The organism is Mucilaginibacter sp. SMC90 (assembly GCF_022811725.1).
In the GTDB taxonomy this organism is placed as follows: Bacteria; Bacteroidota; Bacteroidia; order Sphingobacteriales; family Sphingobacteriaceae; genus Mucilaginibacter.
This window is the reverse complement of the sequence record NZ_CP094527.1, coordinates 2,152,109-2,178,482: the sequence shown is the minus strand read 5'-3', so window position 1 is coordinate 2,178,482 and position 26,374 is coordinate 2,152,109. Positions and strand designations below refer to the sequence as shown.

The window sequence follows — 26,374 nt, the reverse complement described above, 5'->3', positions numbered from 1 at the left end:
TTAACTTCAAGAATTTGATGCGGGAGACGCATGTGATGCGTCTCTACATTTAAAACAGCTTCTTAATTCAACTGCAAAGTTTGCGGGCCAAACTCTTCAAAATGGATCAGTTGTTTATCGATACCTTTTTTAACCAGTTCGCGGTAATGCAGTTCGATAAAGCCAGCCGGACCGCAAATGTAGTACTCGGTATTTGGTTCAAATATTTCATCGCTTAGTTGGTTAAGGTCAACCCAGCCAGTATATAAATTATCAGCTATACCCTCTTCCACTTCGCTGTAGAAAATGTGCTTTTTAACCCCTTCGTTTTTACCTTCCCAGTGTTCAATAACTTCTTTAAAGGCGTGCACATTTTTATCGCGGCAACCGTGGATCCATGTTTTAGGTCGCTTGCTGCCGCTTTTGATCAGGCTTTCCATCATACTCATCAACGGAGTTTGACCAACGCCTCCACTAATGAAAACTATCGGGTGATCGCCATCACCGCTTAATACAAAACCTCCTGCCGGTGCCGATACCTCAATGATATCACCTTCATTAACAAAATTATGCAGGCGGTTGCTGATCATGCCATCGGCAAGCAGCTCCGTTCCGGCTTCACGTTTAACTGAGATACGATAATACTCGCCGTTAGGTGCACTTGAAATGCTATATTGACGGGGCTGCAACAAATTAAGCTCGGGCAAAAACAAACGCACACTTAAAAACTGACCGGGAGTAAAATCAGGCACAGCACCGCCATGCGTAGGGTAAAGGTAAAATGAAGTGATCTCTGCCGATTCCTTTACTTTTTGCTTTACCACAAATGGCCTCCAGCCTGTCCAGCCGCCTTTTTTTGCAACCTGTTTGCTGTATAAGTTTTGCTCATGACCAGCCATAAGAGCCGCAAGCTGATTGTAGGCCACAGTCCAGGCTTCCAGCAGTTCGGGTGTTGCTGCATCACCCAATACTTCTCCAATTGAAGCAATGAGATGCCCGCCAACAATAGCATAATGCTCGGGCCTTATATCCAAACTTGTGTGCTTTTGACCAATGCCATCAAGTACAGGCATCAACACTCCCGGATTTTCGATATGTTCGGCGTAAGCCAGTACGGCCATAGCAAGGGCCGTTTGTTGTTTGCTGTTTTGCTGGTTGCCCATGTTAAACACATTTTTAAGCTCGGGGTTGTGGGTAAACATCCGGTTGTAAAAATGAGTTGTTAACAATACTCCATGCTCCTTCAATACAGGCACCGTGGCCTTAACCAGCTCTTTTTGTTCTTTAGTAATCATCATTTTAACAGTATATATTTATAATTAATTGCTGTACCTGCTTAACCTTGTATTAAAAGGCAAATACTATCCTCAAGGGCCAGCAGGCTGTGCAGCACGTTTATTGGTATTTCAAAATCAGCATCGCGCTTCAAATCAACCGACCGTTCATGTTCTTTATACAACACGTTCCCTTCGGTTACTATCAGCGTGGCAGGTACAGCGGTTTTATGCTCTTTTAAAATCGCTCCTTTTTTGAGGCCGATAGCCATCATTTTATAGCTATTCCCCTGCTTTAATATTTTAGCTACCGGGCCAGTGGCCAATGCCATTTGTTCCCGCACTTGCTCTATGATCATATTAATTAATGTAAATGTTATCAGGCTCCAGGTATTTGATCTGCGCACCGTTGGCCAGCACAATCCACGCTTTAAAATCATTGATAATTTTAAGCATATGCTGTTCATTGGCCGGAATCAGGAAAGTTTCGCCTTTACTCAATTCATAGGTTTCGCCGGCATAAATAAGCAGCGCGTTACCGTCTTCCACAATCAGGTAAGCATCTGATGTGGCTATATGCCTTTTCATATTTGCGCCGGCGGTAAGTTCAATTTTAACTACCTGAAAGTGCTCGTTTCTTTGAAGCTGTTTCATAACATTTGATTTTTCTTGTGTTGATAGCTTTTTTTAATTCCCTCCCCTGGGAGGGGTGCGGTTGTTAAGTGCAGTGGCAGGGAGGGGTTATGCGTATTGTCGGCTGACGAATTTTCCGGTGCAACCCCTCCCTACACCCTCCCGAGGGAGGGAATCGCACATGCCCTACTCGAAAAAGCATCTATTTATCGGCATCCACTACATGATTACCCTGCCTGGCCCACCTTTCATATTTGCCAGCTTACTCATAAACATTACGGCCATCAGGTTTGCCCTGTTCTTGGCATCATCAGCCATCGGCCCAACGAAGTGATCATCAACCGTCTGGATAAACAGTTCCAGCCAGCGGCTAAAATGGTCGTCGCTGATTGGTAGCGGCGCGTGTTTAGCAAATGGATTACCCTTAAACCCCGGCACACCAAACAAGGCAGCATTCCAGAAAGCGTACATTTTATCAAGGTGCGGCTGCCAGTCGTCTTTTATTACGTCGGCAAAAACGGGTCCCAATAAACCGTCAAGCCGCACCCTGGTATAAAATTCATCAACCAGTATTTTAATTGATGTTAGATCTTGTATATCGTTCATTTTTTGTTTATTCAGTTTCATCCCACTTGCCAAGTGTACCTCATGCGCGTCACCTGCATTATGGGGCCCCGAAACAAGTTCGGATTGACGTTCTATATTTTTTATATTTCCATTTCCAAGGCACCCCGATTTCTAAGCCAATAAGGCAAAAAATCCGAAATCGAACATCCGAAATCCGAATTACCAGTGCGTTACCTGCGGCCCGGGCTATCCGCTCATACGCCTGCAGGCATTACGCTCATGGCCGGTATCCGCTACTATCCCTAACGCGGGGGGGAGTGGTTAGAGATTAGTTTACTTTTAACTATTCATTCAATTCTCCCAACCTCTAACCTCTAACCTCCAATCACTAATCTCTAAAACTACAGCTTCACCGACAGCGATGTGATAATGAAATACCCCGTCCAAGCTACAAACAGGATGATCCCTACCACCAGCCACCAGGGGATGCTTTGCGGGGTTTCGCTGCCAGCCAGCATAAAGGTTTTCTGATCACCTTTGCCATAGGCATTGATCATGAGGGGTAACACTCCTTCTACAATTTCATCTTTCTTTAAACCCTCAATAGCTATCGCCGGGCCATTACGCACCACAAAAGGGATGAGCTTAATGCCCTCCTTGCCCTGGTGATCTTTACTTACAACCTTTAGCACATGGCTACCATCAGTTAATTTGCGGGTGTCCAGATCAAAGGTTACAGGCGCAGGAAACTCTCCTATCGGCTTCGGGTCTTCATCAATAAACAGGGTTACAAAACTTTGATCTCTCATGGCTTCAGGTCGTTTAAAATCATCCGTTTAATATGTTCCTGGTTCTTTTCGCCGGGTTTTATAAAGCATTTGATGGTTGCTACCAGCACGTATAGTGTAATAACCACCATTACCAATACAATAAGGTAATCCCAGTTGCTATCGGGGCCCGCGCCATGGGTTATGTTTCCAAAACCAGCAGGTTGTTGCTTTTTACAGGCCTCGCAAGCTATAGCATCCAACTTAAGGATGAGCATGAGCAGCAGTATGATATATTTTTTCATTTTATGAGGGTCTTGATTTTTACTTTTTAGCTGTTACGGTTTCGGGTTTATCAAATGTGGCTATGATCTTTTTCACATCTTCGGCCGTTACCTTTTTGGAGTTATTACCCCAGCTGCTACGTTCATGGTTTACGATAGCCGCAACCTCTTCGGGTTTCAGGTTATTGTTGGTGCCCACGGCAGGCATTACACCGTAACCCTCGCTTGCACGGCCATTGTAGCCCTTCATAATAATGGTTACCTGTACCTCGGGATTATCGTCAAGCACAACCTTGCTGCCTTTTAGTGCAGGGAATGCACCAACCAAACCTTCTCCATTTCCCTGATGACATGACTGGCAATTGGTGGCGTAAAGTGCTTCACCATCAAATTGTGGTTTGGCGGCTGCACCTTTGCCCGAGGTTGTGGCAGCAGCGGTCTTTTCAGCATCACTTTTCCCGTACAGGAATATCGGTACCGGTTTACCATCGGGCAGGGTAACTTCTTTTAACGAACGCAGGTAAGCTACCAGCGCCACTGCTTTGTGCGATGCTACAATTTTGCCGCTTATGCCTTTTTTAAAATCATCGGGCACATTCACCACCACATCATTGGGCCAGGCGTAATCCTTGATATCAAACAGCCATTCATATGACGGCATAACTGACTCTGCCACTACCGACCGTGGGTTAAACAAATGCAGGTAATGCCAGTCGTTACTTGGCTGCCGGGTGCCAACGTTGGTTAAATCGGGCCCGGTACGTTCGGAGCCCATCAGGGTGGCCGTATTTCGCCAAACATCGGTGCGGGTAATATTGGCGTAATCGGCAGCTATGTTTGGGCGTGCACCCCAAACTTTATCCATTTCTACGTTACGTACCTGCTGGGTATGGCAGGCCACGCATCCTTCGGCAATAAATACTGCCTTGCCTTCGGTTTCAAGGTGGGTTAATGGTTTACTGCCCGGCAACGGAGCATTATTATTCTGGCTGGTAAATGCCGGCCCTATCGCCACAAAAAATGTGAGCAGCAGGAAAAAGCATAACGCGGCAGTAAAAAGTTTTTTATGGTTGTTATAGATTTCCATGGCTATCAGATTTCGGCATTAACAGGTATAGTATCTAACTTCTCAAAAACTTCCTTCCTGATATCGGGATCGCTTTTATGGCCCGAAAACATTACATACATGTTCCAGGCAAAAACCAGGTGCGATGCCCACATCAGCGAACCGCCTATGGCGCGCCATAACCAGTAGGGAGCCATAAGCACCACACTATCTATAAATGGCTTTCCATCGCGCCAGGACATGCCTTTAAGGGTGCCGCCTACCATGAGCGGGATGGTGTAAAACAACAAACCTATTAAAGCCATCCAGAAATGAGCCCCAACTAATCCTTGCTTAGGTTCGTTGCCTGTAAGCCTTGGTACTATGGTATAAATACAGGCCCAGAGAAAAAAGGCGATGATACCGTACATAGTAAGATGCGAATGTGCCGTGGTAAAATCAGTAAAGTGCCAGATGAGGTTGGTTTCCCTAAAAGCTTCGGCCGTGCCCTGTGTTGAGCCGGTGAAGTAAAACAGGATGCCGACGATATAAAACGGCAGTGTATAACTCCGGCCTATCTTATTAAAATTCCCCCTGAAGGTCATGATAAAATTGGTGGTGCCCGAAAACACCGGGATCAGCATCCCCATACTGCCTACTATAGCTACCGTTTGCAGCCACCACGGTATCGAACTGAATATAAAGTGGTGCGTACCTATCAAGGTATAAAACAATATCTGCGACCAAAACGCCAGGATCCCCAAACTGTAGGAGTAAATTGGTGTATTTAACTGCTGCGGCAGAAAGTAATAAACCAGCCCGAGGTTAAAGAACATAAACCACATGCCTACGGCCTGGTGCATGTAATAACCCTGTACAATGGTTTCGCCAAGGCCATCCTGGTAAAAAGGCAGATAACCAACGGTTACGATCACCGTTAAAAACATCATAGCCGAAACGATATACCAGTTAGAGATATAGATCTCTTTAGTTTTGCGCTGCGCTATAGTTTGGATATAATTAACCAGGCTCACAACTATACCTCCTGCAAAAAGCGCCATAACCGGCCAGATATATTCGCGGTACTCGCCGCCACCGTTATTGATATCGGCCATCAGCATGCCGCTGCCTATCACAATTGCGGCATTCATGAGTACCAGCGAGTAATACCCGCGTTTAATACTATAAACCACGGTATTGCTAACTGTGGATACCACGTAATAGCCAAGACCCAGCATGGCCATGGACGACCAGCCCCAGAAAACCATATTGGTATGTACAGGCCTTAAGCGGCCAAAACTCAGCCAGCTGATATGATCAGCATCGGGCGATACGAATTTAATGCCGATATACTCGCCTACCGAGGTACCCAGCACCAGCCAAAAGGCAGCGCTGCCCAGGTACCACATAATTAGTTTTACCAGCTTAGGATCTGTTTGATGTTTAGGGGCGGCCTTCCGTTTGGACGCAAAAAAACGCGGGCCATGAACTTCGTCAACATTGAGCAGCATACCTTTTGTGTCTTCCGCTTCAATAGTACCTGCAAGCTCATTGTTGGTTAAATGATAGTCGAGTGCTTGTTTACGTTTAATAAGATCCTCGTATATAGCATCATCATTATCAACAACATGGGCAAGGTCACTGGTTTCTTTTTTTACACGGTTATAGCGGCTTTTGGCTGCCACATTACGGATCTTTAATCCTATCAAAAATACAGTCACCACCAGTGGTATAAAAATCAGCGTAAGCATGATGATCATACCGGGGCTGGTCAATACATTTTTACTTTCGGCCGGTGCCTGGGCCCGGGCAGCTAATGATGAAAGCACCAGCAATAACACCATTACAGTGGTAAAACCGTTATTGCCGCCCCTTGCTTTGCTGATCGTTTTTTTACGACTGTTCCGACGGCTGATCAGCTGATCAAGCTGCCGGCTATCCAAACCGTTTATTTGCCTTACGATCCATTGATCGCCATTTCTCTCGCGTGCTGCTTCATCTTCTTTAAGACCGCGTGCCAGCCGGATAAGCCAGAGCAGCAGCAATAACAAAAAGAAAATGGTAACCGCAATAATGATACAGGCAACGGTATTAAAAGCGGGGTCGGGCTTTAAAACACCGGAAGCATTGGCTGCTGTGCCGGGGGCGAGCATCAGCATGCCTATGAGGCGAAGGATTAAGTAGATTTTGAGTTTCATATAAAATATATTAATACCTTTTTATCTTTTAAATTAACTGTTTCGGTGCGTTCTATAATTTGATTCATTAAAAATCAGGATGATTTTGACCGCGCCTTTAACCTTTTGGGCGGACCGCGTTATTTTTTAAGTACTACAATTCCCAGGTTCAGATCTTCGTTGAACTGGCCTATGGTGATAGATTCAAGCATGTTTTGCAAACGGTTCCTTACGTCTAAAAAATCATGATGAAGCGGACAGGGATTTTTTGATGAGCATTCTTTTAACCCTAAACCACAATCCCTGAATATGCCTCCGCCATCAACGGCTTCTATTACATCCGACAGTGGGCGGGACAGGCTTTGCGCATCCAGGTAAAAACCACCGTTAGGCCCTTTTACCGATTGAATGATACCTCTTTTGCTCAGATCCTGAAGGATCTTGGCCAGGAAATGTTCAGGCGAATCAATATTTACAGCTATCTCCTTTATGCCTACCCTACTGCCATCCGCGGTTTGCTGAGCTATAAAAAACACCGCCCTTACCGCATACTCACATGTTTTTGAAAATATTCCCATTGCTTTATAAAGCAAAAGTAGTTATTTCGATCAATAATAAAAGACATTTTTATCTTTTATTATTTCATTACTTAAATATGACTGTTTAAGCCATTAATTTAACCGCCTCCTGCCCGGTAGTATTAAATTTGCTTTGCTGACTAAGCGGCAGACTAAAAGAAAACACAGCTCCACCATTTTTCCCATTTTCGGCTTTTACCGTGCCGCCATGCTTTTGGATAATGCTTTTTACAATATATAAACCCAGGCCCTTGCTGTTTTTCTGTCTTACAGATTTTTGATTACACTGATAAAACTTCTGGAACAGTGCCTGGCTATTTTCTTCATTAATACCAACCCCTTCGTCATGCACAGATATTTCAACATCGTTTTCGTTACGATTGATATTGACGTTGATATGCGAGCATGGCGGCGAAAACTTGGCCGCATTAGTTATATAATTGATCAATACCTGTGTAATTTTGTATTTATCCCCCCTGATAAAAATGCTATCTGCGGTGGGATATTTGCAAAAACGATGACCAGGATATAAAATCCTCATTTCTACAAGTACGGTATCTATCAGGTCATTGATATCAAACAAACTAAAATTGAGTTGTGCCGGGCTCTCCTCGCTGGTTGAGGGCGACAAATATTCGTCAATTAGTTTAGTCATTCCGTTAATGTGCTGATCCACCATATTCAACAGCTTTACCGGCTGCTTATTGATACTGTGTGCAAGGTGATTGATCAAAAATTGGGTATTGAGCTTAATAATGGTTAAAGGCGCGCGTAGCTCATGGTTTACAATGGCCATGCTCAAACATTCTTCATTAACTTTTTGAGTAACATCTTCAATAGTGCCTATCATTTGTTCGGCAGTGCCCCATCTGCGTGAGTATAATACGCCCGTAAGCATAACCCACTTTTCGTTACCCGATGGAGTAACAATTTGCACCTGTTTTTCAAACCTGGTACCGTTAAAACAGGCAACCTTAAATTCATGTACCAGCCCGCTTAGCTGAGCCGGTTTAACCAGTTGAAAAAGTTCATCAATTTTTTCATCATACCCTTTTGATAGTTCAAGAATCTTGCGCATTCGGGGGCAAAAGGAAACTTTATTTGATTTGAGCTGAATTTTCCAGTTGCCGATGTATGCTGCCCCTATGGTGTGTTCAGGTATTATACCTGCCCGGCTTTCCATATTTTTAATTTCCCTGTTCATTTGGATATGTTTTTCTTAACTTATTTATTTATTACTGATAGATTTAACCTGATCACACAATTAAACTTCGACCATAAGCGCAATGACATTCCTTTAATGTACGATCTGTAATTGCTCATCAATATGCCTTTCATATCGTAGTTCATTAGCCGGATAGCATACACCAAACTGCAATCACCACTGTTACCTGTTGATTTGCAATGATATGTTTCGATGATCTCAAAATCATCGGGTGAAATCAGCTCGTTATATTGCAAACACCTGATATGTTCGTTTTCGATAACAAAATCATGATTAAAGCCCCGCTCCTGCAGATCAATAATGAGATTTACCAATTGTTCATCATCGTGGTGCATATCATTATTCATTAAATAGGTGAAGCTATCAGTTCATTTTCGATTGTATTATTAGCGGTATCGCTTTTGTAAAGCCACAGGCGGCCCTGTAAAGTCATGTAAAAAAGCAGCAGCAAAACCTGCGCTACAACAATAGATACAGAAACACTGCCCGCGGCACTGGTGTTATCATAAAACAGCAGCAATATTACATCGGCCAGGATGAAACCGGTGCTCATTTGCTTAAGTACTGTTTTGCCAGGCATGAGCATAATGATCAGCAAAGCGAATTTTAAGGCGCAAATAACATATAATACTATGATGAAATGTTTAGCAGGTATTAATGGCTCCATCATCCCTGTACTAAGCTTAACAAACAAACCCGTTACTACGAACATGAGTACACTTATAAGGAAAGCAACGGCGAAACAATTAAACTTTTTCATAGTACAGGCTTTACATGTTATTACGTCAATTAACCAATATTTAATTATTAACTGTTATTTTAACAATGTAAAGTTCGGGTTGGGGATACCCTAAATCAATGTACTAATTATGGTTTCAGTAGTATAAATTACATATGGCCAAAGTTTGCTAAACCATCAATACTACACAGGAAAGCTTTCATTTTCAATGTTTCCAAACTTCTTTTCGGCCCTGAAAACAAAGGTGATCACTACGCCCTGGTTATTTTCAATATTAAAATTCCCATCAAGCTGTTTGCTAAGGGCCTTCATCATTTCCATACCTAAAGATGAGGCGTCTTTAAGGTCAAATCCCTGCGGCAACCCAATACCATCATCAGCAATATTCAGCATGATGTTATTATCATTAAGCGCACCAAGCGAAATGTTGATATAACCTTGCTTATGCGGAAAAGCATATTTAATAGCATTGGTAATGGCTTCGTTAAGCATGAGGCCAACCGGCACGGCCTGGGCAACATCCATTTTAACCGGCTCTATTTGCTGCTCAATCCTGATGCCACGTTCGTGTGCGTCATAACAATCTACAAGATAATTAATAAGTTCGCTGATGTAAACTGCAATATCTATATAAGCTACATTTGAGTTGCTGTACAATTTTTGGTGAATAAGCGCAATAGCCTGCACACGGTTCTGGCTTTCACGAATGGCCGTAAGCGCAGCGTTATTCTTTAAAAATGCAGATTGGGTATTGAGTAAACTCATTACTATTTGCAGATTATTTTTCACGCGGTGATGCACCTCTTTCAAAAGCCAGTCCTTTTCATCAATTAACCGTTCTTTATCAGCAGTTAAATGCTGCATTATTTGGTTTTGATCGTTAATTTCTTTTTGCTTTATCTGCAGTTGCAGGCTGCACTGCCGTTTTTGGCGGTAATTAACATAAGTAATGCCCGAAAGTAAAAGCAGCAAAGCAATACCTATAGTTATTAAATCCCATTTAATAATAAGTAAACTGCTCCGTACCCATAAAATATCTGTAGCAGTATGTTCATATTCCTGTGCAAGCGCACTTGTAGATATCAACAGCAAAATGCCTGTAAGTATCAGCTTACAATCAAACCGGGGCGAGTTTATATTGATATTCACTTGATATTTTATTTTGTGATCAGTCTAAAACTAACAGGTTTGATTAGCTACTTATAGTCCTGTACCTATAAACCTGTAATTAAATTCAACTAATAAAAATAATATATTTTGCATGCCCCGGCGATGTATTAGATATGGATTTTGATGTATAAATTATGTATTGCAGATACCTATATATAACAAAAACTAATATCAGGCTATATAATTAAAGTTCAACTTATTAAATATTAACTCCCATTAACCTTAGGCTGCTGCAAATCTTTGATGTAAGGGTAGTTACTATGGTCAAAAATTCAGGTGCCACCTTTTGTATATTCAAACTTAATTTTAAATAGTATTGGTGTAATTAATACTTCAGTTAAGTTTTGGCCTTTTCAACTACCTGCCTATAGCCGGTAGTATATGGTTTGTATAATGGCGAGCAGTTTGTTAGGAAGCTGCGATATTTCGCACCTCGATCAGAAATATAATGATATTTCGTTAAACACACTCCGCTAAAACAAATCAACAAATTGATTATCAATAATTTAAACATAACGGCACGAAATTAGCCATGGCATATTTGTTTTCAAGCCTTAAACTAATCAGCCATGAAACAATTTAACGACTTTGCACCGATCCATGTTGAGAAAGCATCCTGTTGCCTTCCCTTTAAAATCCATACTATTGAATGGATCAGCGAAAACGGCATTGATCTTCCCAATGACTATTTCATGCTGATATGGATAGCAGCAGGCAGCGGTTACTACAAACTCAATTTGCAAAAGGAAGCCGTTGATACAAACCAGTTGCTGCTGATAAAACCGGGCCAGTTGCATGACCTTAAATTTAGCAACGGATTACAGGGCTATATAATATCTTTTACCGAGTCGTTTTTGGATATAGATGATTATGGCAGGGAGCCTTTATATAGTCCTATTTTTCAAATGTTTAGCCAAACTCAAATTGTTGCTATAAACAGTGAGCTGGCTGACGACATGAACGATATTACCGAAATAATGCTGAAAGAATACAGCAGGCATAATCTTTATCGTACCGAAATATTAAAGCGTTATTTCAAGATCTTCCTGATCTATCTTTCACGCCAGCTGGAGTCAATGGAACAGGCTCCAAAACAATCGCGAAATACCGCCATTCTTCACAATTTCATGGCCTTGCTCGATAAGCATTTCAGAGAGTGTAAAATGGTTTCTGATTATGCCGACAGATTATCGGTAACCCCCAATTACCTTAACGAGGTTGTAAAAAAACTTACCGGCCAATCGGCCGGGTACCATATAAGGCAACGGGTTGCAACAGAAGCTAAACGCCAGGCCATACACCCTGATAACTGCATGAAAAAGGTGGCATACGACCTGGGTTTTTACGATATGGCCCACTTCAGCAAGTTTTTCAAAAATGCTGCCGGAATTAGTTTTTCTGATTTTAAAAAAAGGGGCACAATATTACAGCCCGTTTTTTAATAAAATATTTAACCAACCCAATAGCCAATTAATTAAATTACCGCCATGTCAGAAACTGTACAACTAATTCCGGGCAACACTTTAATCACGGCCACGCCGCAAGAGGGCCGCGAGCTTGCCATTAAAATGGCAAGGCTTATTATTAAAGTAACCCAGCCTGATGCCGAAATTCGCGGAAAGCTCAGAAATGTGTATGCCGAAGATGCCGCCATGCTCATAGCTGTGGGGCAAACAGTGGCAACGGAGTTTGCCACAATAGCAGCAGCTAATAATTACTGGCGATAGCGTTTACTGCCTATGGCCGTACAAATCAATTACATATTTTAAGCCGGTAATATATCATGTATACACAGGTAATTATTATCGGTGCGGGGCCAACCGGTTTAATGGCCGCTTGTCAGCTGGCCCGCTTTAACATTGATTTTGTTATTATTGATACCAAGCCCGCCCCTACTCAAGAGTCGCGGGCTATGTTGGTTACGGCACGCAGTATGGAAATTTACCAGCAAATGGGTATTGTTGATACTGTTTTACAGCAGGGACAAGTGATAAGTAAATTTGCTGTTTATATGAATGGCAGGGAGAAAGCAGTGCTCAAAACTGCAGAAGCAGGCGGCGGTCTCACTGATTTCCCTAATTTACAGGCATTTGAACAGTTTAAAAATGAAGACCTGCTTTATCAACAGCTAAAAGCTACGGGGCATGATGTTTTATGGCGAACAAGTTTGGTAAGTTTTGAACAACATGAAGATCATGTTTTAGCCGATCTTTATGATAAAAGCGATCCCTTCAGGAAAATAAACATCAAAGCCTCATACCTGCTGGCCTGCGACGGTGCATCGAGCATTGTGAGGCAGCAATTGGGATTAAATTTTAATGGCGGTACCTACCAAAATAAGTTTTTTGTAGCCGATGTGCAGCTTAACTGGCAGCAACCGGCAAACAAGCTCATTGCCTCATTGTCGCGCATCAATTTTTGCGCTTTTTTCCCGATGTATGGCAATAACAATTACCGCATATTAGGCACATTGACCGATAGTTTTGCCAACAATGATGATGTTAATTTTGATGATCTGAAAAACGCGATCGCTACTAATGTAAAAGTACCGTTAGCCGTTGAAAAACTCAACTGGTTTTCGGTTTACAAACTGCACCACCGTTGTGTTAACCGGTTCAGGGTAAACCGTTGCTTTTTGCTGGGCGATGCTGCACATATCCATAGCCCTGCAGGCGGACAGGGCATGAATACCGGTTTGCAGGATGCCCACAACCTGGCCTGGAAACTGGCCCTGGTACTGAACGGTGTTGCCGGAGAAAAGCTGACAGACACTTACCACGCCGAACGATATCCTTTTGCCCAATGGCTCATGAAATTTACGGATAACATTTTTGCGTTTATGACGGGTCGTAACTGGTTTATTTATTTGTTAAGAACCTACCTTATGCCCCATATTTTACACCTGATATTATCAACGAAATGGATAACAAAACGTATTTTCAGGATCTTATCGCAAATTTGGTATTCGTATAAAGAGAGTCCGCTATCCGTACAATTTATTAAACAAAAACTCAGGTTTAACGCCGGTGACAGGTGCCCGTATGTTATGACAGCGGTTGACGGTAAATTGCAAAGCGTTTATCATTTGCTTACCGAAGCAAAGTTTCACCTGCTGTGCATTGGTTGCAATTGGGATAACAATAATCTCCCTGATCATTTAATACCCTATATAAAAATAATCAGTTTGCCGATTAACGAAGGCTGGCAAAAGTTAGGTGTCAAAACCGGGCTGTTTCTTTTGATAAGGCCCGACAATTATATAGGTTTACTCACCGACGAAATGAGCCCTGCTTTAATAACCGGCTATTTTGATACCTTTAAAAGTAAAGATTAAAAGCAGGGCTCAAACATTAAACATAGCTATTCGGGTTGTTTTCCGAACGATATGCCCAGCCTGTTCCATGCGTTCATAGATACTATGGCCAGTATGATCTGTGCTACGGTGACCTCGCCAAACGTGGCAACTGCCTTTTCAAACAGTTCATCGCTTACGCCGTGCTTCGATATTAAGGTTACCTGCTCGGTAAGTTCCAATATCACCTGGTCTTGCTCGCTGAACCAATTGCGGGCTTCACGCCAGGCACTCATCACAAAAATACGCTCCTGCCTCTCGCCATATTTTAATGCGTCCTTACTGTGCATATTAAGGCAGTAAGCACAACCATTTATTTGAGAGGTGCGAATCTTGATCATTTCGCGCTGAATTTTATCCAGCTGGGTATCTGCCAGCATTTTATCAAGTTCAAGAAGAGGTTTGTAGGCTTGCGGAACCGCCTGCAACAGGTTAAAGCGTGGTTTCATGCTATTTAGGGTTTTAAATTTTAATATTATGATTCGTCATATTTAAAATCAAGGCTCCATCGATAGGTAGTGATGCTGGCCAACATTAAACTGGCTGCACTATCGGCCCAAACTGAATAACTAAAAGGAGCTTTAACACCTAAAAACAGGGTCATACACACAGCAAAAGTGAATGTAAGGGCGAAACTTGCATAAGCAGCCGTTCTTATTTTAAAACCCACCATAAACATAATGGCGATACAAACCTCACAAACCGTTGCTAAAAAACCCATTACGCCCGCCAGCGGGCGGCTCAGGTAAGGCATTAACGTATTGGTATAAACCACAAAATTATCCCAGCTGCCCCAACTTACTGAATTTTGGCCCGGTGCCCCCAAAAATCCTAACCTATCGGCCACGGGCAGCAAAAAACCGATACCTAAAGCAAAGCGAAAATAAAGCTGTGCTATTTGAAGCGTATTTTTCATTTATGATAATTATACTCTAAAATACAGGTTTAAACCCTCGCTGAATAAAGCGAATTTGATGTTTACACAAATAAGATAAAAGTGTCATCTTTTTGTTGAATGGCAGGCAAGCCAACGTTTATCCAAAATTTCTACAGATTGTGAGGGTAGTATCGCATCAATCTTATGCCTGCAATAAGTATAGTAAAAAAGGCAGCTGCCTACGTAACCTCACTGATGGAAGAAAACCTTCCGGCAACCATGTACTTTCATAACAAGGCACACACACAAAGGGTGGTAAACGCGGCTCTTGAAATTGCCGGGCACTGTAAGTTAAAAAAGCAGGAATTAACTATTTTAACAATAGCCGCATGGTTTCACGATACCGGCTATCTTTATCATTACAAGGGGCATGAAGATACCAGCATGATCATTGCCGGTACTTTTTTAATGCAACATCATTACAATAGTGATTTTATACAACAGGTATGGGACTGTATTGAGGCTACCAAAATTCCGCAATCGCCCAAAAATCTCATACAGCAAATTATTTGCGACGCCGACTTGCGCCATTTTGCATCTGAAAACTACCTGGATTTAGCCCGGGATTTAAAACAGGAATGGGAAGTGCGCCTGGCAAAGCATTTCAGCGATGGCGAATGGCACAGCTTAAACTTAGCAGTACTACAACAGCATCAGTTTTTTACCGAATACGGTAAAACGGTGTTACAAGCCGCAAAACAGCAAAACATCGATTTGATGAAACGTGAAGGCTAATGTTTCTTTACGGTTTCTTTGCGCACGCGACTTAAAGTTTCAGGTGTAATGCCGAGATAAGATGCTATCATGGCCTGTGGTATCCTGACTGATAAATCCGGATATTTCTGCACAAAATCAAGGTATTTTTGCTCGGCGGTAAAAGCAATTGCCGAATGGATGCGATTTTGACTGGTAATAAAGCTCTTGTTCAGGATGGCGTTCACCATATCGTTAAAAGCCGGTATTTCACGGCAAAGCCCGTCAAAGTTTGCTTTGGTGATCAGTATCAGTTCGGTATCTTCAATGGCATCAATATTATTTTTGGATGGTTCGCCGGTAAGCAGGCTTGCGCGGTCGCCCGTCCACCAGTTTTCTTTGGCAAAACTCACTATGTTTTCGCGGCCATTTTCATCAACACTGTAAAAACGCAACAAGCCTTTGGTTATAAATGCGTTATATTTCCAAACATCGCCCTCCTGCAACAGGTATTGTCTTTTACGAAGCTTTTTATAGATACAAACCGCCTCAATTTTAGCGTATCCTGCATCGGTGAGGGTTGTTTTTTGGCTGATGTACTCTTTAAATATCTCAAACATACAAAAGCAAATATCCCTTTTATCTGTGGATATTTGCTTTTGCTCAGGTCATATTTTTACCAGCAATTTATGCGGTGTATTTGCTTAACCATTTGGTTTTGATGGCAGCGCGGGCATCAATAAACTCCTGATCGGTGCCTTGCGCCACGGCATCAAGCGGGTAACGCAGCGGGCGACTGCCTCTTTCCATTTCAACCAAGCGTAATATACCGTCGGCAATGGTTTGCGGGTCCATATTAAACTCGGCCATTTTACTGAAAAGTGCAGTACCCATAGCGTTGAATTGCTGTGCCGAAGCCTCGCCATATTCGGCAACAATTTCCGGCTTATCGGCATGGATACTGGCTTTACTGCCATTGTTCATTTCGGTTGGATATACACCCGGCTGGATGCTTACGTTTTCGATATTGTATGCAGCAAGTTCATCCTGTAAGCCTTCGGTAATACTTTCTACTCCAAATTTAGAAGCAAGGTAAGGGATCATGAACGGCAGGGTATGGCCGCTTGCACCTGAAGTAATGTTTATGATAAGCCCGTTCTTAGCTTTACGCATGCCCGGCAAAACCGCGAAGATAGTGCGCAGGGAGCCATAAAAATTCACCTCAAACATCTGTTTGATCTGATCAATTGAATAGCCTTCCAATAAGCCAAAGCCCGAAACGGCTGCATTGTTCACCAGCACATCTATGTGGCCGTATTTGTTTAGCGTATATTCAAAAGCTGCTTTAACTGAGGCATCATCGGTAATATCTACCTCAACTACTTCAACATTTGGCAAAGCCGATAATTCTTTTGCTACCGCTTGATTTTTGCCATTTATTCCGCGCATACCAGCTATTACAGTATGGCCTGCGTTTGCAAGGGTTATTGTGGTTAACTTACCAAAGCCTGTGCTTGTTCCGGTTATAAAAATTGTTTTTGACATTTTGTATCGTTTTTTGTTGATACAAATCTACCGCAGCGCTACAACCTGCACATTGATGTTTGATAAGAAGGGAATTGATATTTATCAAGAAAATTGATAGAACAATAAAGGATCGTCATTGCTTCGTTCCTCGCAATGACGATCCTTTAAATCATGTTGTTGGAAAGCCTCTTAATTAATCCTACTTCGTTCCTGAAGGTACAGCCAAGGGCTGTCCATCCTTCAGCGGTACACCAAAATTTGGCGAACCATCCTTGTTCCAGGTAAATTTTTGTGCGCGTGGCGAACGTTTATTGCCACAGCCCTCGTTGGGATTTGAATTGGCGTGATACAGGATCCAGTCTTCTCGGCCATCGGGCGATTTGAAGAAGGAGTTATGCCCGGGCGCGTAAACACTATTTTCGGGCGATTGCTTAAACACCGGCTGCTCTGTTTTTATCCATGAGGCAGGGTTTAACAAATCACTGTTTTTAGCGGCGGTAAGCATTCCCAATGCATAAAAATCAGTCCAGCAGCCGCTGGCCGAGTAAATCAGGAACAATTTATTGCCGTGTTTTAATATCTCCGGGCCTTCATTTACACTCACATGCCCGGGGTTGCCGGCATCGTGCAGGTCGCCATTGGTTTCCCATTGGTAAGCCGGACTTGAAATCTTTACCCGTTCACTGCCAATGGTTAAAGCATCCTTCATCTTGGCTATGTAGATATTCTGCTGCCCGTTATGGTCTCCTTCCCAGCCCGACCAGATCATATACCAGCTTCCGTTATTTTCAAATACCGAAGCGTCAATAGCCCATTTATCTGTACTGTCGGCTATTTTTCCCTTAAACTCCCAAGCCCCCTCGGTGGGGTCTGCCGATGGATTTTCCAGCACATAAATACGGTGATTGTTATTATCGCCATTATCTGCTGCAAAATATACGTACCATTTACCTTTTATAAAATGCAGCTCGGGGGCCCAAAGTTCTTTTGAATAAGCAGTTCCCGATGGCGGTGCCCAAACAGCTTTCTTAGGTGCAGTGCTTAGTTTGGTAATATCCTTTGTTTTCCAGATAGCGATATTGCCCCCGGTTGAATTGGTGTAGTAGTAAAACCCGTCTTTATAAATAACCCAGGGATCGGCACCTGATGATAATAGCGGGTTGGTAAAAGTTTTATCGCCAGCATTTTGCGCTACAGCAACACTGCAAAACATAAGTAGCAGCAAACAGGCATTGAGCATCTTTTTCATAGGGATGAAAGGTATTAGCGTGGTTTATAATGCGCTAAAAGTCTGCAAAAGATTTTACAAAAACAACAAATGTTAAAAATACATTTATTATCAAAATAGCTGATCTGTATTAACTCTTTAGAGTTGAGATGAACTGCGGATGAAAACCTGGGTTGGCAATACGGCAGTTTCAAATTCAGTGACAGGTCGTTTGCTTTCAATAATACTGATAAGCATTTCGGTAGCCTTCTTCCCCATTTCAAAACCAGGCTGATATACGGCACTCAGCGGCGGGTTTAATACTTCGGCTAATTGGGTGTTGGTGAAGCCAAGCAAAGCAATATCAGCAGGGATCCGGTAGCCTAATTTGTGCAGGAGCGACAAAGTGGTGGTGGTGATCCTGTCGGAAGCTGTAAAAATAGCATCGGGTTTACTATCCAAAAACAGTTCGCTTAGCGCATTCTCTATTTCTGCGAGGTCCTTACCGCCATGCGGGCAGTATTTGATCAGTTTCTCGTCAGGCTGTATGCCATGCTGTTCGAGGGCCTTTTTATATCCTATTAAGCGTTCGGCGGTAATTGATACGTTTACCGAACTGGTAATATGTGCTATTTTACGGTACCCCGCACCAATTAATTGCGTTGTGGCGTCATAAGCACCGGCAAAGTTATCGGCCACTACTTTGTGGGTATCAATCTCATCGCTTACCCGGTCGAAAAAAACTATCGGCAGGCCCTTTTCATGAAGGTTCTTAAGGTGATCGATATTATTAGTTTCGGTTGAAAGGGAGATCAGTAAACCATCAATAGAGCGGAAAGTGAGGTGCCGCACGTTCTGCATTTCCAGCTCGTACGATTCATGGGTTTGCGTGATAAATACATTGTACCCCTTGCTATGCGCTACCGATTCGATACCATTAATCACCTGCGAAAAAAACTGGTTATCGATAGTTGAAACCACGATACCGAGAGATTTGCTATTGCCCCGTTTAAGACTTTGGGCATTAAGGTTAGGCTGATAGTTAAGCCTTTGGGCACACTCTAATACAAGCGCTTTAGTTTTTTCACCTATTTCGTGACTGTCTTTAAGCGCCTTGGAAACCGCCGAGGGTGAGATCCCCAGCTCTTTAGCAATATCCTTTATAGTAACTCCGCCAAAATTCATTTCGTCCCCTGCTTATGATCCTAAAATTAACATCCGGTTGTATATCGGATAGTAAACATAAGAAAAATAAGTTCTACCCGGCATAAGTACACGCCATTGCATTGATAGCTATGCAATTAAATTCAAGAATTATTGTATAAGCTTAGCTTTTATTAATTCCCTCCCTTGGGATGGGTGCGTTGGAATGTGTAGTAGAAGGGAGCGGCTCCTGTTCCCTCAGGATCCTCTGCGAGAGACCCTGAGGGAACAAAAACTATGACCTTTTTACTTCACAACCACTATAGCCATACCGTCATGCTCTTTAGTGCCCACGGTTTGGATAATAGTTGCCGTTACCTTGGTATTATCAGCAAGGGCCTTATTAAAACGCTGTACTCCCCTAACGCGCTCATCATCACACTTATCATCAAGTACTTTACCTTCGCGAACTACATTATCTGCAACAATAAGGGTACCAGGCCGTGAAAGCTTAAGCGCCCATTCAAAATATTCGGTATAAGGAGGTTTATCGGCATCAATAAATATCATATCAAACGGCCCTTCGTCTTCGGCATCAAGCGTAGCAAGGCTGTCCATCGCTTTGCCTACTTTGATATCAACAATTGGATCCAAACCGGCTTTGATGATATTCTGGCGGGCAACATCGGCATAAGTTTGTTCCAACTCGAGGGTGATGAGCTGGCCATCGGCAGGCAACGCACGGGCCAGCCAAATAGTACTGTAACCGCCAAGCGTACCTATTTCCAGAATTTTTTTTGCGTTACATAACTTAGCCAGCACCTGTAAAAACTTACCCTGGTTAGCCGATACATTAATGCCCGGGATCCCGGCATCCTTCATAGATTTCAAAGTACCTTTCAGCACTGCGTCTTCATCGCCCAGCAGGTTACCTATATACTGATCTACCGATTCAAAAAGTGAAGTATCCATAACGTTTATTTTGGTTGTGATAAAATTAAACACTATTTACCGAAAAGCATTGTAAGCTTTTTGTTAAACAACAAGCAGCAGCCCCCCTCAATAATCAACGGTTCGAAGCCAACCACCATTGCCCTGTTTGAAAGTGAGTCAACCAGTTAACCCCAAAACAAAACATCAGCTAATAATTGCTAAATGTTGATTGTACAATTTAGATTGCTGATATTGCTGATGTGGAAAATGTTAAAATTATCACCATAAATACGTGGAAATGTGATGGTGAATACCGTGTGCGCATGGGCATACTTGCCAAACAGCTAAACGACTTAAAACCTCATGTTATAGCCTGCCAGGAATGCTTTTACAGTGAACAAGCAAATGCCGATACCCTGAAGTTTTTGGCTAAGGAATTAGATATGAACTATTGTTTTTTACCCGGCCGCTCCAAAAAACGTCTTTTTGAAGGGCACCTGGTTAATAGTACATCAGGCTTGGGCATATTATCTGTTTATCCCCTTACCGAAACCGGCAGCTTTGATTTGCCTGTGGTACCAGAGGATAACGACCGTAAGGCTCTCCAGGCTAATGTAACACTTCCATCGGGACAAACGCTTACTATTACCACCACCCATCTTACACATTTGGGACAGCATAAAGATCTAAGAAAAGCCCAGGCCGAAGCCCTTGCCGGTTTTGTAAGCGCAAGCACCGCACATCCATACCATATCATTTGCGGCGATTTTAATGCCACACCCGATTCAGAAGCGGTTATAGCGTTCAGAGAATTATCAAAAGCAGCAGATTGTTATACCGAAGGCGATGGCAGCGAACCAAGGTACAGCCTTGCAGATGCTTATTACAAAACCAACAAACAGGTATGTGTTGATCAGATCTTCACGTTGCCCTTACCTGGTACAGATAGCTACCCGCAGTTTATCGATTCGGCAGTTGTATTAAATGTACCTGATGAAGAAACCGGTTTATATCCGAGCGATCATTTTGGCATCACTACTACACTCATAATACCCTAACTGCAAATCACTTAACAATTATCAGTAATTTTACTATTTAAAGTATAGAGCCCCCCCTGTCACTTTCAACAATAAAAATTATTCCACTAACCATGAGTAAGCTATTTTATGTTATCGGCGCATCAGGAGCCGGCAAGGATACCCTGATGAACTATGCCCGCAAACAGATCAACGGATCGGAAAACGTAGTATTCGCGCACAGGTATATCACCCGTCCGCCGTTTTCAGGTAATGAAAACCATGTTAGCTTAACCAACGAGGAATTTGCGTTACGGAGCAGGGCCGGCATGTTTGCGTTAAGCTGGGGAAGCCATGATAAATATTATGGCATAGGTCAGGAAATAAACAGCTGGCTTAATAAAGGTTTTAACGTGGTAGTTAATGGCTCGCGCGAATACCTGCCTGTTGCACAGCGCCTTTACCCCGATTTGAAAGTGGTACTGATAACTGCAAATGCCGAAATCATTGCCAGCCGTTTAGCCGTGCGCGGGCGTGAAAATGCAGAGGAAATAGCCAAACGCATAGCCCGGACTGCCGAACTCAATACCAATCTTGAAAATTGTATTGAAATACAAAACAATGCCGCCGTTGAAGCTGCCGGGAACGAATTGGTAAGCCTGATATCGGTAACGGAAAAACAATTGGCTTAAACCTGCCTGACAAACCCGGAAGATTGAATAGAGCAACCCATTTTTTGATAAAAAGCGTGAACTATCTGTTAGCAGGCTGCAGGACCTGATTACAGGATATTGCCATGATAAAATATACCTAAAAAAGGGTATTTCGGGCTGTAAATATTAAACCTACTTTTAAGCAATTAAAAGGAAAGTTCTTAAAGGCATATATAGCCGGCCTCTATCACATAAATCAGCCATCGGCCCTCAACGGCAAATGGCTTTTTTATTTTATCAGTGATCTGTTTTAACTGATGCTGATTATCGTAAAGTAGCATAGTTATAAAATTGCAGCCTGCCGGTACCTTGTACAGTAATAGTTTTGGTTTCGGTAACCCCCTGCGCATTTTTGAGGGTAATGCGCACCTGGTTATCCCCTTTTTGTAATGGCACGCGTGTGTAAGAAATATAAGCAGGCAAGCTTTGCCAATTACGGGTATCGGCCTTTTCAGATAATAAACTATAGAGTTGGATACCGTAACCCAGACCTTCCAGCAAACCATTTGTTTTGCCATCGCTTTTAGCAGCAGCCCGCAATGAATATTCGGCTATTTTTTTTACTGCAAGGCGCGACAGGATCCCGCTCATTTCTTTCAAAGCACGCTGCTGTAATGTTTTAAACGCCAATTCGTTAATATCTTCGGCTTTTACAAGCGGGGCATCCTGGTCATTAACGGAAATACTTGCGCTTGAGTAGTAAGGTGTTTGGGCAACATATTTAGGGAACGCCACCCGAAGGCTTTCAACTGATTTAGTATTCACCCTGTTCCTGTCGCCATCATAATTAAACGGAACAACGATGCCGCCGGCAGCATCGGTAAAGAAAAGATCGCCGTTGCTGTTACGGATCAGACTAAAAAATAAGTCCACCTGCGTTTTTACAGGCGCAAGACCGTTTTCCCAAAAGAAGATCAGTTCCCCGCCATCTGATGGTTTTACAGGCTCGTATTTGATACCAAATGTTGTTTCAAATTGGTCGGCTTCTGTTGTAAATCCATTCAGCTTAGCTGTGCGGATCACATCTTCCTCTAACTCAACCGGCATGGTGGTACCATAATAAGTTTTATCGGGGCTTTTAAGATAAATTTCGGCCGCGTTGCGGTATGATATAAAAGCGTTGTTTACATCGTTATTACTTTCATACAACATGCCCTGCAGCGTTAACGCAAAAGCATCGTTTGAATACCGGCTGTCTTTATTGTTGTATTTATCCCCCTGCTCCTGTGCCTGTAAAGTAATACGGCGGGCTTCAACAATGGCATCCTCCGTTTTATTCAGGTACAAATAGTTAAGTGCCTTATAATAATGGATCATGAACTTCTCAAAATCCTCGCCTTTATATTTTTGCGATGCCGAGTTAAGCAAAACCCCCACAGCAGCGTCAGACGCGCTGGTTAACCCTTCGTCAAGCAACTGATCGGCCTGGTTAAAGTACTTGTTGCTGTTTTCATATTCACCTTTTAAATGGCAAATCCTCCCCTTCTCCATCAGGTACAGGAGTTTATTTCGAGGTGCCTGGATCAGGCCGTTTTTATCAAGCTCCTTCTCGGCCTGAGGGTAGTTACCGGCAGATACGTTTTTATAATAAGGCGCAACGCTTTGATTATAGGTGGAACATGCCGATAAAAAAAGCATCAGCCCGATAAAAGAAAATACCCGGAGAATATGCGTACGTAGATTGACCATTATTAAATGCAAACTGCCCCGAACACAGGCGTACCATGTTCAGGGCAATAATGTATACGAGCTTTAGTTTTTAACGTATTTGGCAATTTTCTTTTCGCCTATCCAAACCACTTCATTTGTCTGGATATTGGTAAGCTCTAAATTAACCTGGTAGTAAACAACTTTTTGACGTTTGTGTGCATCAACAATTGAGTTAATTGAGCCTTGGAGTATATAATCGGCACCGTTTTCCAAACCAAATTTTTTCATGCTCGATACAGATGCATTTGTTTGCTGATCGGCCTTTTCGGCACGTAATTCATCACGTTTTTTACCGCCCTGAACCAAACGTACTTTTTGCGACTGGATGAATGAGCTTTCAATATCAGTTAAAAACGTTTCAGCATCAATGTGCTCGTGGCTTTTGTTTTGCACAAAACCAACTATAACCACCGGGCGTTTGCCCTGATGTTCATTAAGGTGAGTATCAATCCAGTTAGCACCTAAAATTTTGCCGGTGAGCTCATCGGCAGCCATACGTGCATCACTGTTATTCCAGTTGCCGCTAACATCAATAGTTTGATCGGTGCTAACGCGTGTAACCTGCCTTGAGCATGAGGCTATGAAAATTCCTGAAACTGCTATTGCAGCAACTGTTAAAATCCTGTTAAATTTCATTTGTAGTATATATTATAAATTATGATATGTTAGATTGATTGCTGCTCCAATTGTTACCAGCCAAAACCGACACCAATGCTTGTACGGCCACCCCAGCGGCCACCATAATAACCACCCCAGCGGTTACCCCAGCCATAGTTTAAAAATGGTGAATATGAGTACCCACCGTACAAACCCCATGAAGGCGAATAATCGTAGTATCCGTTCATACGTTCCTGATGCCGCCATTCGCGGTTTTGACGACGGCGTTCTAATTTGGCTTCGTACCAATCGTAAGCTTTATAAGTATTTTGTATGGTTGTACCGTGCAAACTGTTCAGGGTATCGGCACTCCTGAGATATTTCGCCATGCTTTCCGCGTAACGGGGGTTTTGATCGGCAACTAATGTTGCAGTTTGCTGGGCTTTTACAGTACCGCTAAACAAACCGCCTAAAAGCATCAAGGCCATAATGAAGATATTCTTTTTCATCGCGCTTAATTTGTTAAGTAAAGTTACGTAAAATGGTATCCAAATATTACACCAGCGTTAAGCATAAGCCGTTAAAATATGTTAATCGGGAGCTTTTTTACTTAATTATGAATTGCGGAGATGCCTTAGTGCAGTTTTGGTTATAAAAACTATGATTAACGGTGTCACTGTAGGCCAGGTTGGCGCGTCATTATGATATATTTGAACACCTTTAATATCATGAAAAAATGACCTTATCTCGTACTTATTACGGTTATAATTACAACGCTGTTTGCCTCTGCTGCAAACGCTCAAGCAACTGCTTTTAAACCCAAAGATCAGCAACTATACAACACCATAGCACATATGGATAGTGTAATGTTCAACGCCTTTAATAGCCGCAACCTTGAAGTAATGAAAACACTGTTTACCCCTGATGTTGAATTTTATAACGATGGCAAAGGTGTAACCGGCTATGAAGCAACAATGGCAGGCTTCAAAGGCATTTTTGAAAACAAACAAGCTGCCGACCTGCGCCGCGATCTGCTTAAAGAAACGCTTGAGGTTTACCCTATGCCCGGCTTCGGTGCCATTGAAATGGGCACACACAAATTTACTCACACCGAAAATGGGAAAGAGATCGTAGGCTTAATGAAATTTGTACATGTTTGGCAGTATAAGGATGAACAGTGGAAAGTAACGAGGGTGGTGAGTGTGGGGCATTAACGGTTGTTTACCCCCCCCGCAAACTAACGAAAATTGTCATGAAGATTTGCCGATTACGGCTTGATCAGATATTAGGGAGCTCATTATATGTTGCAGAAAACATTCGGTTAATCACTTGTTCTTTGGCTTCGATGTCAGGAGCCGAACGGTTGATCAACAGATAACCGCTGACTTCTTCATACTCATAATGCGCGAAGGTTTGTTCCCCAATGGTTCCTTCCACTATACCGCAATATACCCGGAAGCGTTGGGTATTCTGATAATTTTCGACGGTTCCCGATGCCCGGTCAACAGTTCTGGAACCGATAAAACCGAATGAAGCGGTTGGGTAATCCGCCAAAATGATAGGAATAACCCGCAAACAAGTAATCAATATATTGAATACATCGCCCTTATTAGTGATCCGGGAATATTTAAAGTCATCTTGCTTGTCTTTTTGTGCATAAAATTTCAACGCAAAAACATCTTCATCGTGGTAATCAGCATGCAAAATATAAGCATATCTCGTTATGGGAGATTTGAACTTATAAATTAACGTAAATAGATGAGCGCTGGTATCGCGGCACGGCCGTCTTTGAATAAATTTAAGCGGGTAGCCTATCGAATTAAAGATCAAGGGATAATAAATTTCGCCCCTGCTGCTTCATTCTGGTGAAGTTCCTGACGCTGACAAACCGATACTTTACGGCCGTGTATGTTCACCGATTTTAAGGTGACATACTTTACTTGGTCTAAAGGTGTCCAACCGAGCCTTTCGCCTTTTGAGCGGGTAACTTTCACAAGTTTGCGTGTCATAACTACAAAATTAAACAATAATACTTTTAATCCCAAGGATAGTTTTAAAGCATTGATATCTAATAATCTCAATAAAATTTAGAACTATTTAGAATCAGC

32 protein-coding genes and 1 pseudogene are annotated in these 26,374 nt (G+C 42.6%); 7 read left to right on the top strand and 26 right to left on the bottom strand.

Going from position 1 to position 26,374, the window contains the following annotated elements; translation table 11 throughout:
- Positions 1-62: 62 nt before the first annotated feature.
- The 14 genes and pseudogenes from hmpA to MTO98_RS09220 all read right to left on the bottom strand — a co-directional run bounded on the left by hmpA (position 63) and on the right by MTO98_RS09220 (position 10,417).
- Positions 63-1,277, bottom strand: a complete 1,215-nt coding sequence (gene hmpA, locus MTO98_RS09280) for an NO-inducible flavohemoprotein (RefSeq protein WP_243486374.1) — start codon at positions 1,275-1,277, stop codon at positions 63-65.
- Between the two features lie 38 nt (positions 1,278-1,315).
- Positions 1,316-1,612: a hypothetical protein gene (locus tag MTO98_RS09275; RefSeq protein WP_243486373.1), complete on the bottom strand. Its 297-nt coding sequence runs from the start codon at positions 1,610-1,612 to the stop codon at positions 1,316-1,318.
- A gap of 1 nt (position 1,613) precedes the next feature.
- Positions 1,614-1,907, bottom strand: coding sequence for a cupin domain-containing protein (locus MTO98_RS09270; RefSeq protein WP_243486372.1), 294 nt, complete (start codon positions 1,905-1,907; stop codon positions 1,614-1,616).
- Between the two features lie 198 nt (positions 1,908-2,105).
- Positions 2,106-2,492 carry a group III truncated hemoglobin gene (locus tag MTO98_RS09265; protein ID WP_243486371.1) on the bottom strand — a complete coding sequence of 129 codons (387 nt, stop codon included), beginning with the start codon at positions 2,490-2,492 and terminating at the stop codon, positions 2,106-2,108.
- Positions 2,493-2,854: 362 nt separating this feature from the next.
- On the bottom strand, positions 2,855-3,262 hold the full coding sequence (locus MTO98_RS09260) for a cytochrome C (RefSeq protein ID WP_243486370.1): 408 nt from the start codon (positions 3,260-3,262) through the stop codon (positions 2,855-2,857).
- Entirely contained in the window at positions 3,259-3,525 is a 267-nt protein-coding gene (locus MTO98_RS09255; RefSeq protein ID WP_243486369.1) for a hypothetical protein, read from the bottom strand. The genes MTO98_RS09260 and MTO98_RS09255 overlap by 4 nt, the downstream gene beginning before the upstream one ends.
- Positions 3,526-3,544: 19 nt before the next feature.
- Positions 3,545-4,165 carry a cytochrome c gene (locus MTO98_RS34440; RefSeq protein ID WP_371825426.1) on the bottom strand — a complete coding sequence of 207 codons (621 nt, stop codon included), beginning with the start codon at positions 4,163-4,165 and terminating at the stop codon, positions 3,545-3,547.
- Positions 4,150-4,591 (bottom strand): annotated as a pseudogene (locus MTO98_RS34435) (cbb3-type cytochrome c oxidase subunit II); the annotation flags it as partial. The gene MTO98_RS34440 and the pseudogene MTO98_RS34435, both read right to left, overlap by 16 nt.
- A gap of 5 nt (positions 4,592-4,596) precedes the next feature.
- A complete protein-coding gene (locus MTO98_RS09245; protein WP_243486367.1) occupies positions 4,597-6,747 on the bottom strand; it encodes a cbb3-type cytochrome c oxidase subunit I in 2,151 nt (716 codons plus the stop codon).
- Positions 6,748-6,866: 119 nt separating this feature from the next.
- Positions 6,867-7,304 (bottom strand): Rrf2 family transcriptional regulator, encoded by a 438-nt coding sequence (locus MTO98_RS09240; protein ID WP_243486366.1) that lies wholly within the window; start codon positions 7,302-7,304, stop codon positions 6,867-6,869.
- 85 nt (positions 7,305-7,389) lie between these two features.
- The gene (locus MTO98_RS09235) at positions 7,390-8,508 is read right to left on the bottom strand and encodes an ATP-binding protein (RefSeq protein WP_243486365.1); all 1,119 of its coding nucleotides are present in this window, start codon (positions 8,506-8,508) and stop codon (positions 7,390-7,392) included.
- A 20-nt stretch (positions 8,509-8,528) separates the two neighbouring features.
- Positions 8,529-8,876 carry a hypothetical protein gene (locus MTO98_RS09230; RefSeq protein ID WP_243486364.1) on the bottom strand — a complete coding sequence of 116 codons (348 nt, stop codon included), beginning with the start codon at positions 8,874-8,876 and terminating at the stop codon, positions 8,529-8,531.
- Positions 8,876-9,289: a hypothetical protein gene (locus tag MTO98_RS09225; protein WP_243486363.1), complete on the bottom strand. Its 414-nt coding sequence runs from the start codon at positions 9,287-9,289 to the stop codon at positions 8,876-8,878. The genes MTO98_RS09230 and MTO98_RS09225 overlap by 1 nt, the downstream gene beginning before the upstream one ends.
- A gap of 162 nt (positions 9,290-9,451) precedes the next feature.
- Positions 9,452-10,417 (bottom strand): sensor histidine kinase, encoded by a 966-nt coding sequence (locus MTO98_RS09220; protein ID WP_243486362.1) that lies wholly within the window; start codon positions 10,415-10,417, stop codon positions 9,452-9,454.
- Positions 10,418-11,007: 590 nt separating this feature from the next.
- Here MTO98_RS09220 and MTO98_RS09215 point away from each other — a divergent pair.
- Genes MTO98_RS09215 through MTO98_RS09205 form a run of 3 tightly spaced genes read left to right on the top strand, consistent with a single transcriptional unit; the run spans position 11,008 to position 13,772 of the window.
- The gene (locus tag MTO98_RS09215) at positions 11,008-11,880 is read left to right on the top strand and encodes a helix-turn-helix domain-containing protein (RefSeq protein ID WP_243486361.1); all 873 of its coding nucleotides are present in this window, start codon (positions 11,008-11,010) and stop codon (positions 11,878-11,880) included.
- A 45-nt stretch (positions 11,881-11,925) separates the two neighbouring features.
- Entirely contained in the window at positions 11,926-12,165 is a 240-nt protein-coding gene (locus MTO98_RS09210) for a hexameric tyrosine-coordinated heme protein (protein WP_243486360.1), read from the top strand.
- A 56-nt stretch (positions 12,166-12,221) separates the two neighbouring features.
- Positions 12,222-13,772: an FAD-dependent monooxygenase gene (locus tag MTO98_RS09205; RefSeq protein ID WP_243486359.1), complete on the top strand. Its 1,551-nt coding sequence runs from the start codon at positions 12,222-12,224 to the stop codon at positions 13,770-13,772.
- A 26-nt stretch (positions 13,773-13,798) separates the two neighbouring features.
- Here MTO98_RS09205 and MTO98_RS09200 read toward each other — a convergent pair whose 3' ends face one another.
- Together MTO98_RS09200 and MTO98_RS09195 are read right to left on the bottom strand one after the other, a co-directional pair.
- Positions 13,799-14,239 carry a carboxymuconolactone decarboxylase family protein gene (locus MTO98_RS09200; protein ID WP_243486358.1) on the bottom strand — a complete coding sequence of 147 codons (441 nt, stop codon included), beginning with the start codon at positions 14,237-14,239 and terminating at the stop codon, positions 13,799-13,801.
- Positions 14,240-14,265: 26 nt separating this feature from the next.
- On the bottom strand, positions 14,266-14,706 hold the full coding sequence (locus MTO98_RS09195) for a DoxX family protein (protein ID WP_243486357.1): 441 nt from the start codon (positions 14,704-14,706) through the stop codon (positions 14,266-14,268).
- A gap of 165 nt (positions 14,707-14,871) precedes the next feature.
- Between MTO98_RS09195 and MTO98_RS09190 the strand changes: the two genes are divergently transcribed.
- Positions 14,872-15,462 carry an HD domain-containing protein gene (locus MTO98_RS09190; protein WP_243486356.1) on the top strand — a complete coding sequence of 197 codons (591 nt, stop codon included), beginning with the start codon at positions 14,872-14,874 and terminating at the stop codon, positions 15,460-15,462.
- Here MTO98_RS09190 and MTO98_RS09185 read toward each other — a convergent pair.
- The 5 genes from MTO98_RS09185 to MTO98_RS09165 form a co-directional block, all read right to left on the bottom strand.
- On the bottom strand, positions 15,459-16,040 hold the full coding sequence (locus tag MTO98_RS09185) for a Crp/Fnr family transcriptional regulator (RefSeq protein WP_243486355.1): 582 nt from the start codon (positions 16,038-16,040) through the stop codon (positions 15,459-15,461). The two genes, MTO98_RS09190 and MTO98_RS09185, sit on opposite strands and share 4 nt — an antisense overlap.
- A gap of 67 nt (positions 16,041-16,107) precedes the next feature.
- Positions 16,108-16,965 (bottom strand): SDR family oxidoreductase, encoded by an 858-nt coding sequence (locus MTO98_RS09180; protein ID WP_243486354.1) that lies wholly within the window; start codon positions 16,963-16,965, stop codon positions 16,108-16,110.
- A gap of 181 nt (positions 16,966-17,146) precedes the next feature.
- Positions 17,147-18,196 (bottom strand): family 43 glycosylhydrolase, encoded by a 1,050-nt coding sequence (locus tag MTO98_RS09175; protein WP_243486353.1) that lies wholly within the window; start codon positions 18,194-18,196, stop codon positions 17,147-17,149.
- A 117-nt stretch (positions 18,197-18,313) separates the two neighbouring features.
- Positions 18,314-19,339 carry a LacI family DNA-binding transcriptional regulator gene (locus MTO98_RS09170; RefSeq protein WP_243486352.1) on the bottom strand — a complete coding sequence of 342 codons (1,026 nt, stop codon included), beginning with the start codon at positions 19,337-19,339 and terminating at the stop codon, positions 18,314-18,316.
- Between the two features lie 264 nt (positions 19,340-19,603).
- Positions 19,604-20,269 (bottom strand): O-methyltransferase, encoded by a 666-nt coding sequence (locus MTO98_RS09165; protein ID WP_243486351.1) that lies wholly within the window; start codon positions 20,267-20,269, stop codon positions 19,604-19,606.
- Between the two features lie 221 nt (positions 20,270-20,490).
- On the opposite strand from MTO98_RS09165, the gene MTO98_RS09160 reads away from it, so the two are divergent.
- Together MTO98_RS09160 and phnN are read left to right on the top strand one after the other, a co-directional pair.
- Complete coding sequence (locus MTO98_RS09160; protein WP_243486350.1) at positions 20,491-21,288, top strand: endonuclease/exonuclease/phosphatase family protein; 798 nt, start codon at positions 20,491-20,493, stop codon at positions 21,286-21,288.
- Between the two features lie 92 nt (positions 21,289-21,380).
- Positions 21,381-21,938, top strand: coding sequence for a phosphonate metabolism protein/1,5-bisphosphokinase (PRPP-forming) PhnN (gene phnN / locus MTO98_RS09155; RefSeq protein WP_243486349.1), 558 nt, complete (start codon positions 21,381-21,383; stop codon positions 21,936-21,938).
- Between the two features lie 285 nt (positions 21,939-22,223).
- Here phnN and MTO98_RS09150 read toward each other — a convergent pair whose 3' ends face one another.
- From MTO98_RS09150 to MTO98_RS09140, 3 genes are all read right to left on the bottom strand, one after another.
- Positions 22,224-23,648: a COG3014 family protein gene (locus tag MTO98_RS09150; protein WP_243486348.1), complete on the bottom strand. Its 1,425-nt coding sequence runs from the start codon at positions 23,646-23,648 to the stop codon at positions 22,224-22,226.
- Between the two features lie 63 nt (positions 23,649-23,711).
- A complete protein-coding gene (locus MTO98_RS09145) occupies positions 23,712-24,305 on the bottom strand; it encodes a penicillin-binding protein activator LpoB (protein ID WP_091210957.1) in 594 nt (197 codons plus the stop codon).
- Positions 24,306-24,358: 53 nt separating this feature from the next.
- A complete protein-coding gene (locus MTO98_RS09140) occupies positions 24,359-24,775 on the bottom strand; it encodes a hypothetical protein (RefSeq protein ID WP_243486347.1) in 417 nt (138 codons plus the stop codon).
- Positions 24,776-25,120: 345 nt separating this feature from the next.
- Between MTO98_RS09140 and MTO98_RS09135 the strand changes: the two genes are divergently transcribed.
- Positions 25,121-25,480 carry a nuclear transport factor 2 family protein gene (locus MTO98_RS09135; RefSeq protein WP_243486346.1) on the top strand — a complete coding sequence of 120 codons (360 nt, stop codon included), beginning with the start codon at positions 25,121-25,123 and terminating at the stop codon, positions 25,478-25,480.
- A 64-nt stretch (positions 25,481-25,544) separates the two neighbouring features.
- Here the strand turns inward: MTO98_RS09135 and MTO98_RS09130 are convergent, their stop codons facing one another.
- Together MTO98_RS09130 and MTO98_RS09125 are read right to left on the bottom strand one after the other, a co-directional pair.
- On the bottom strand, positions 25,545-25,970 hold the full coding sequence (locus MTO98_RS09130) for a hypothetical protein (protein ID WP_243486345.1): 426 nt from the start codon (positions 25,968-25,970) through the stop codon (positions 25,545-25,547).
- A 122-nt stretch (positions 25,971-26,092) separates the two neighbouring features.
- Positions 26,093-26,275: a hypothetical protein gene (locus MTO98_RS09125; protein WP_243486344.1), complete on the bottom strand. Its 183-nt coding sequence runs from the start codon at positions 26,273-26,275 to the stop codon at positions 26,093-26,095.
- Between the last annotated feature and the right edge of the window lie 99 nt (positions 26,276-26,374).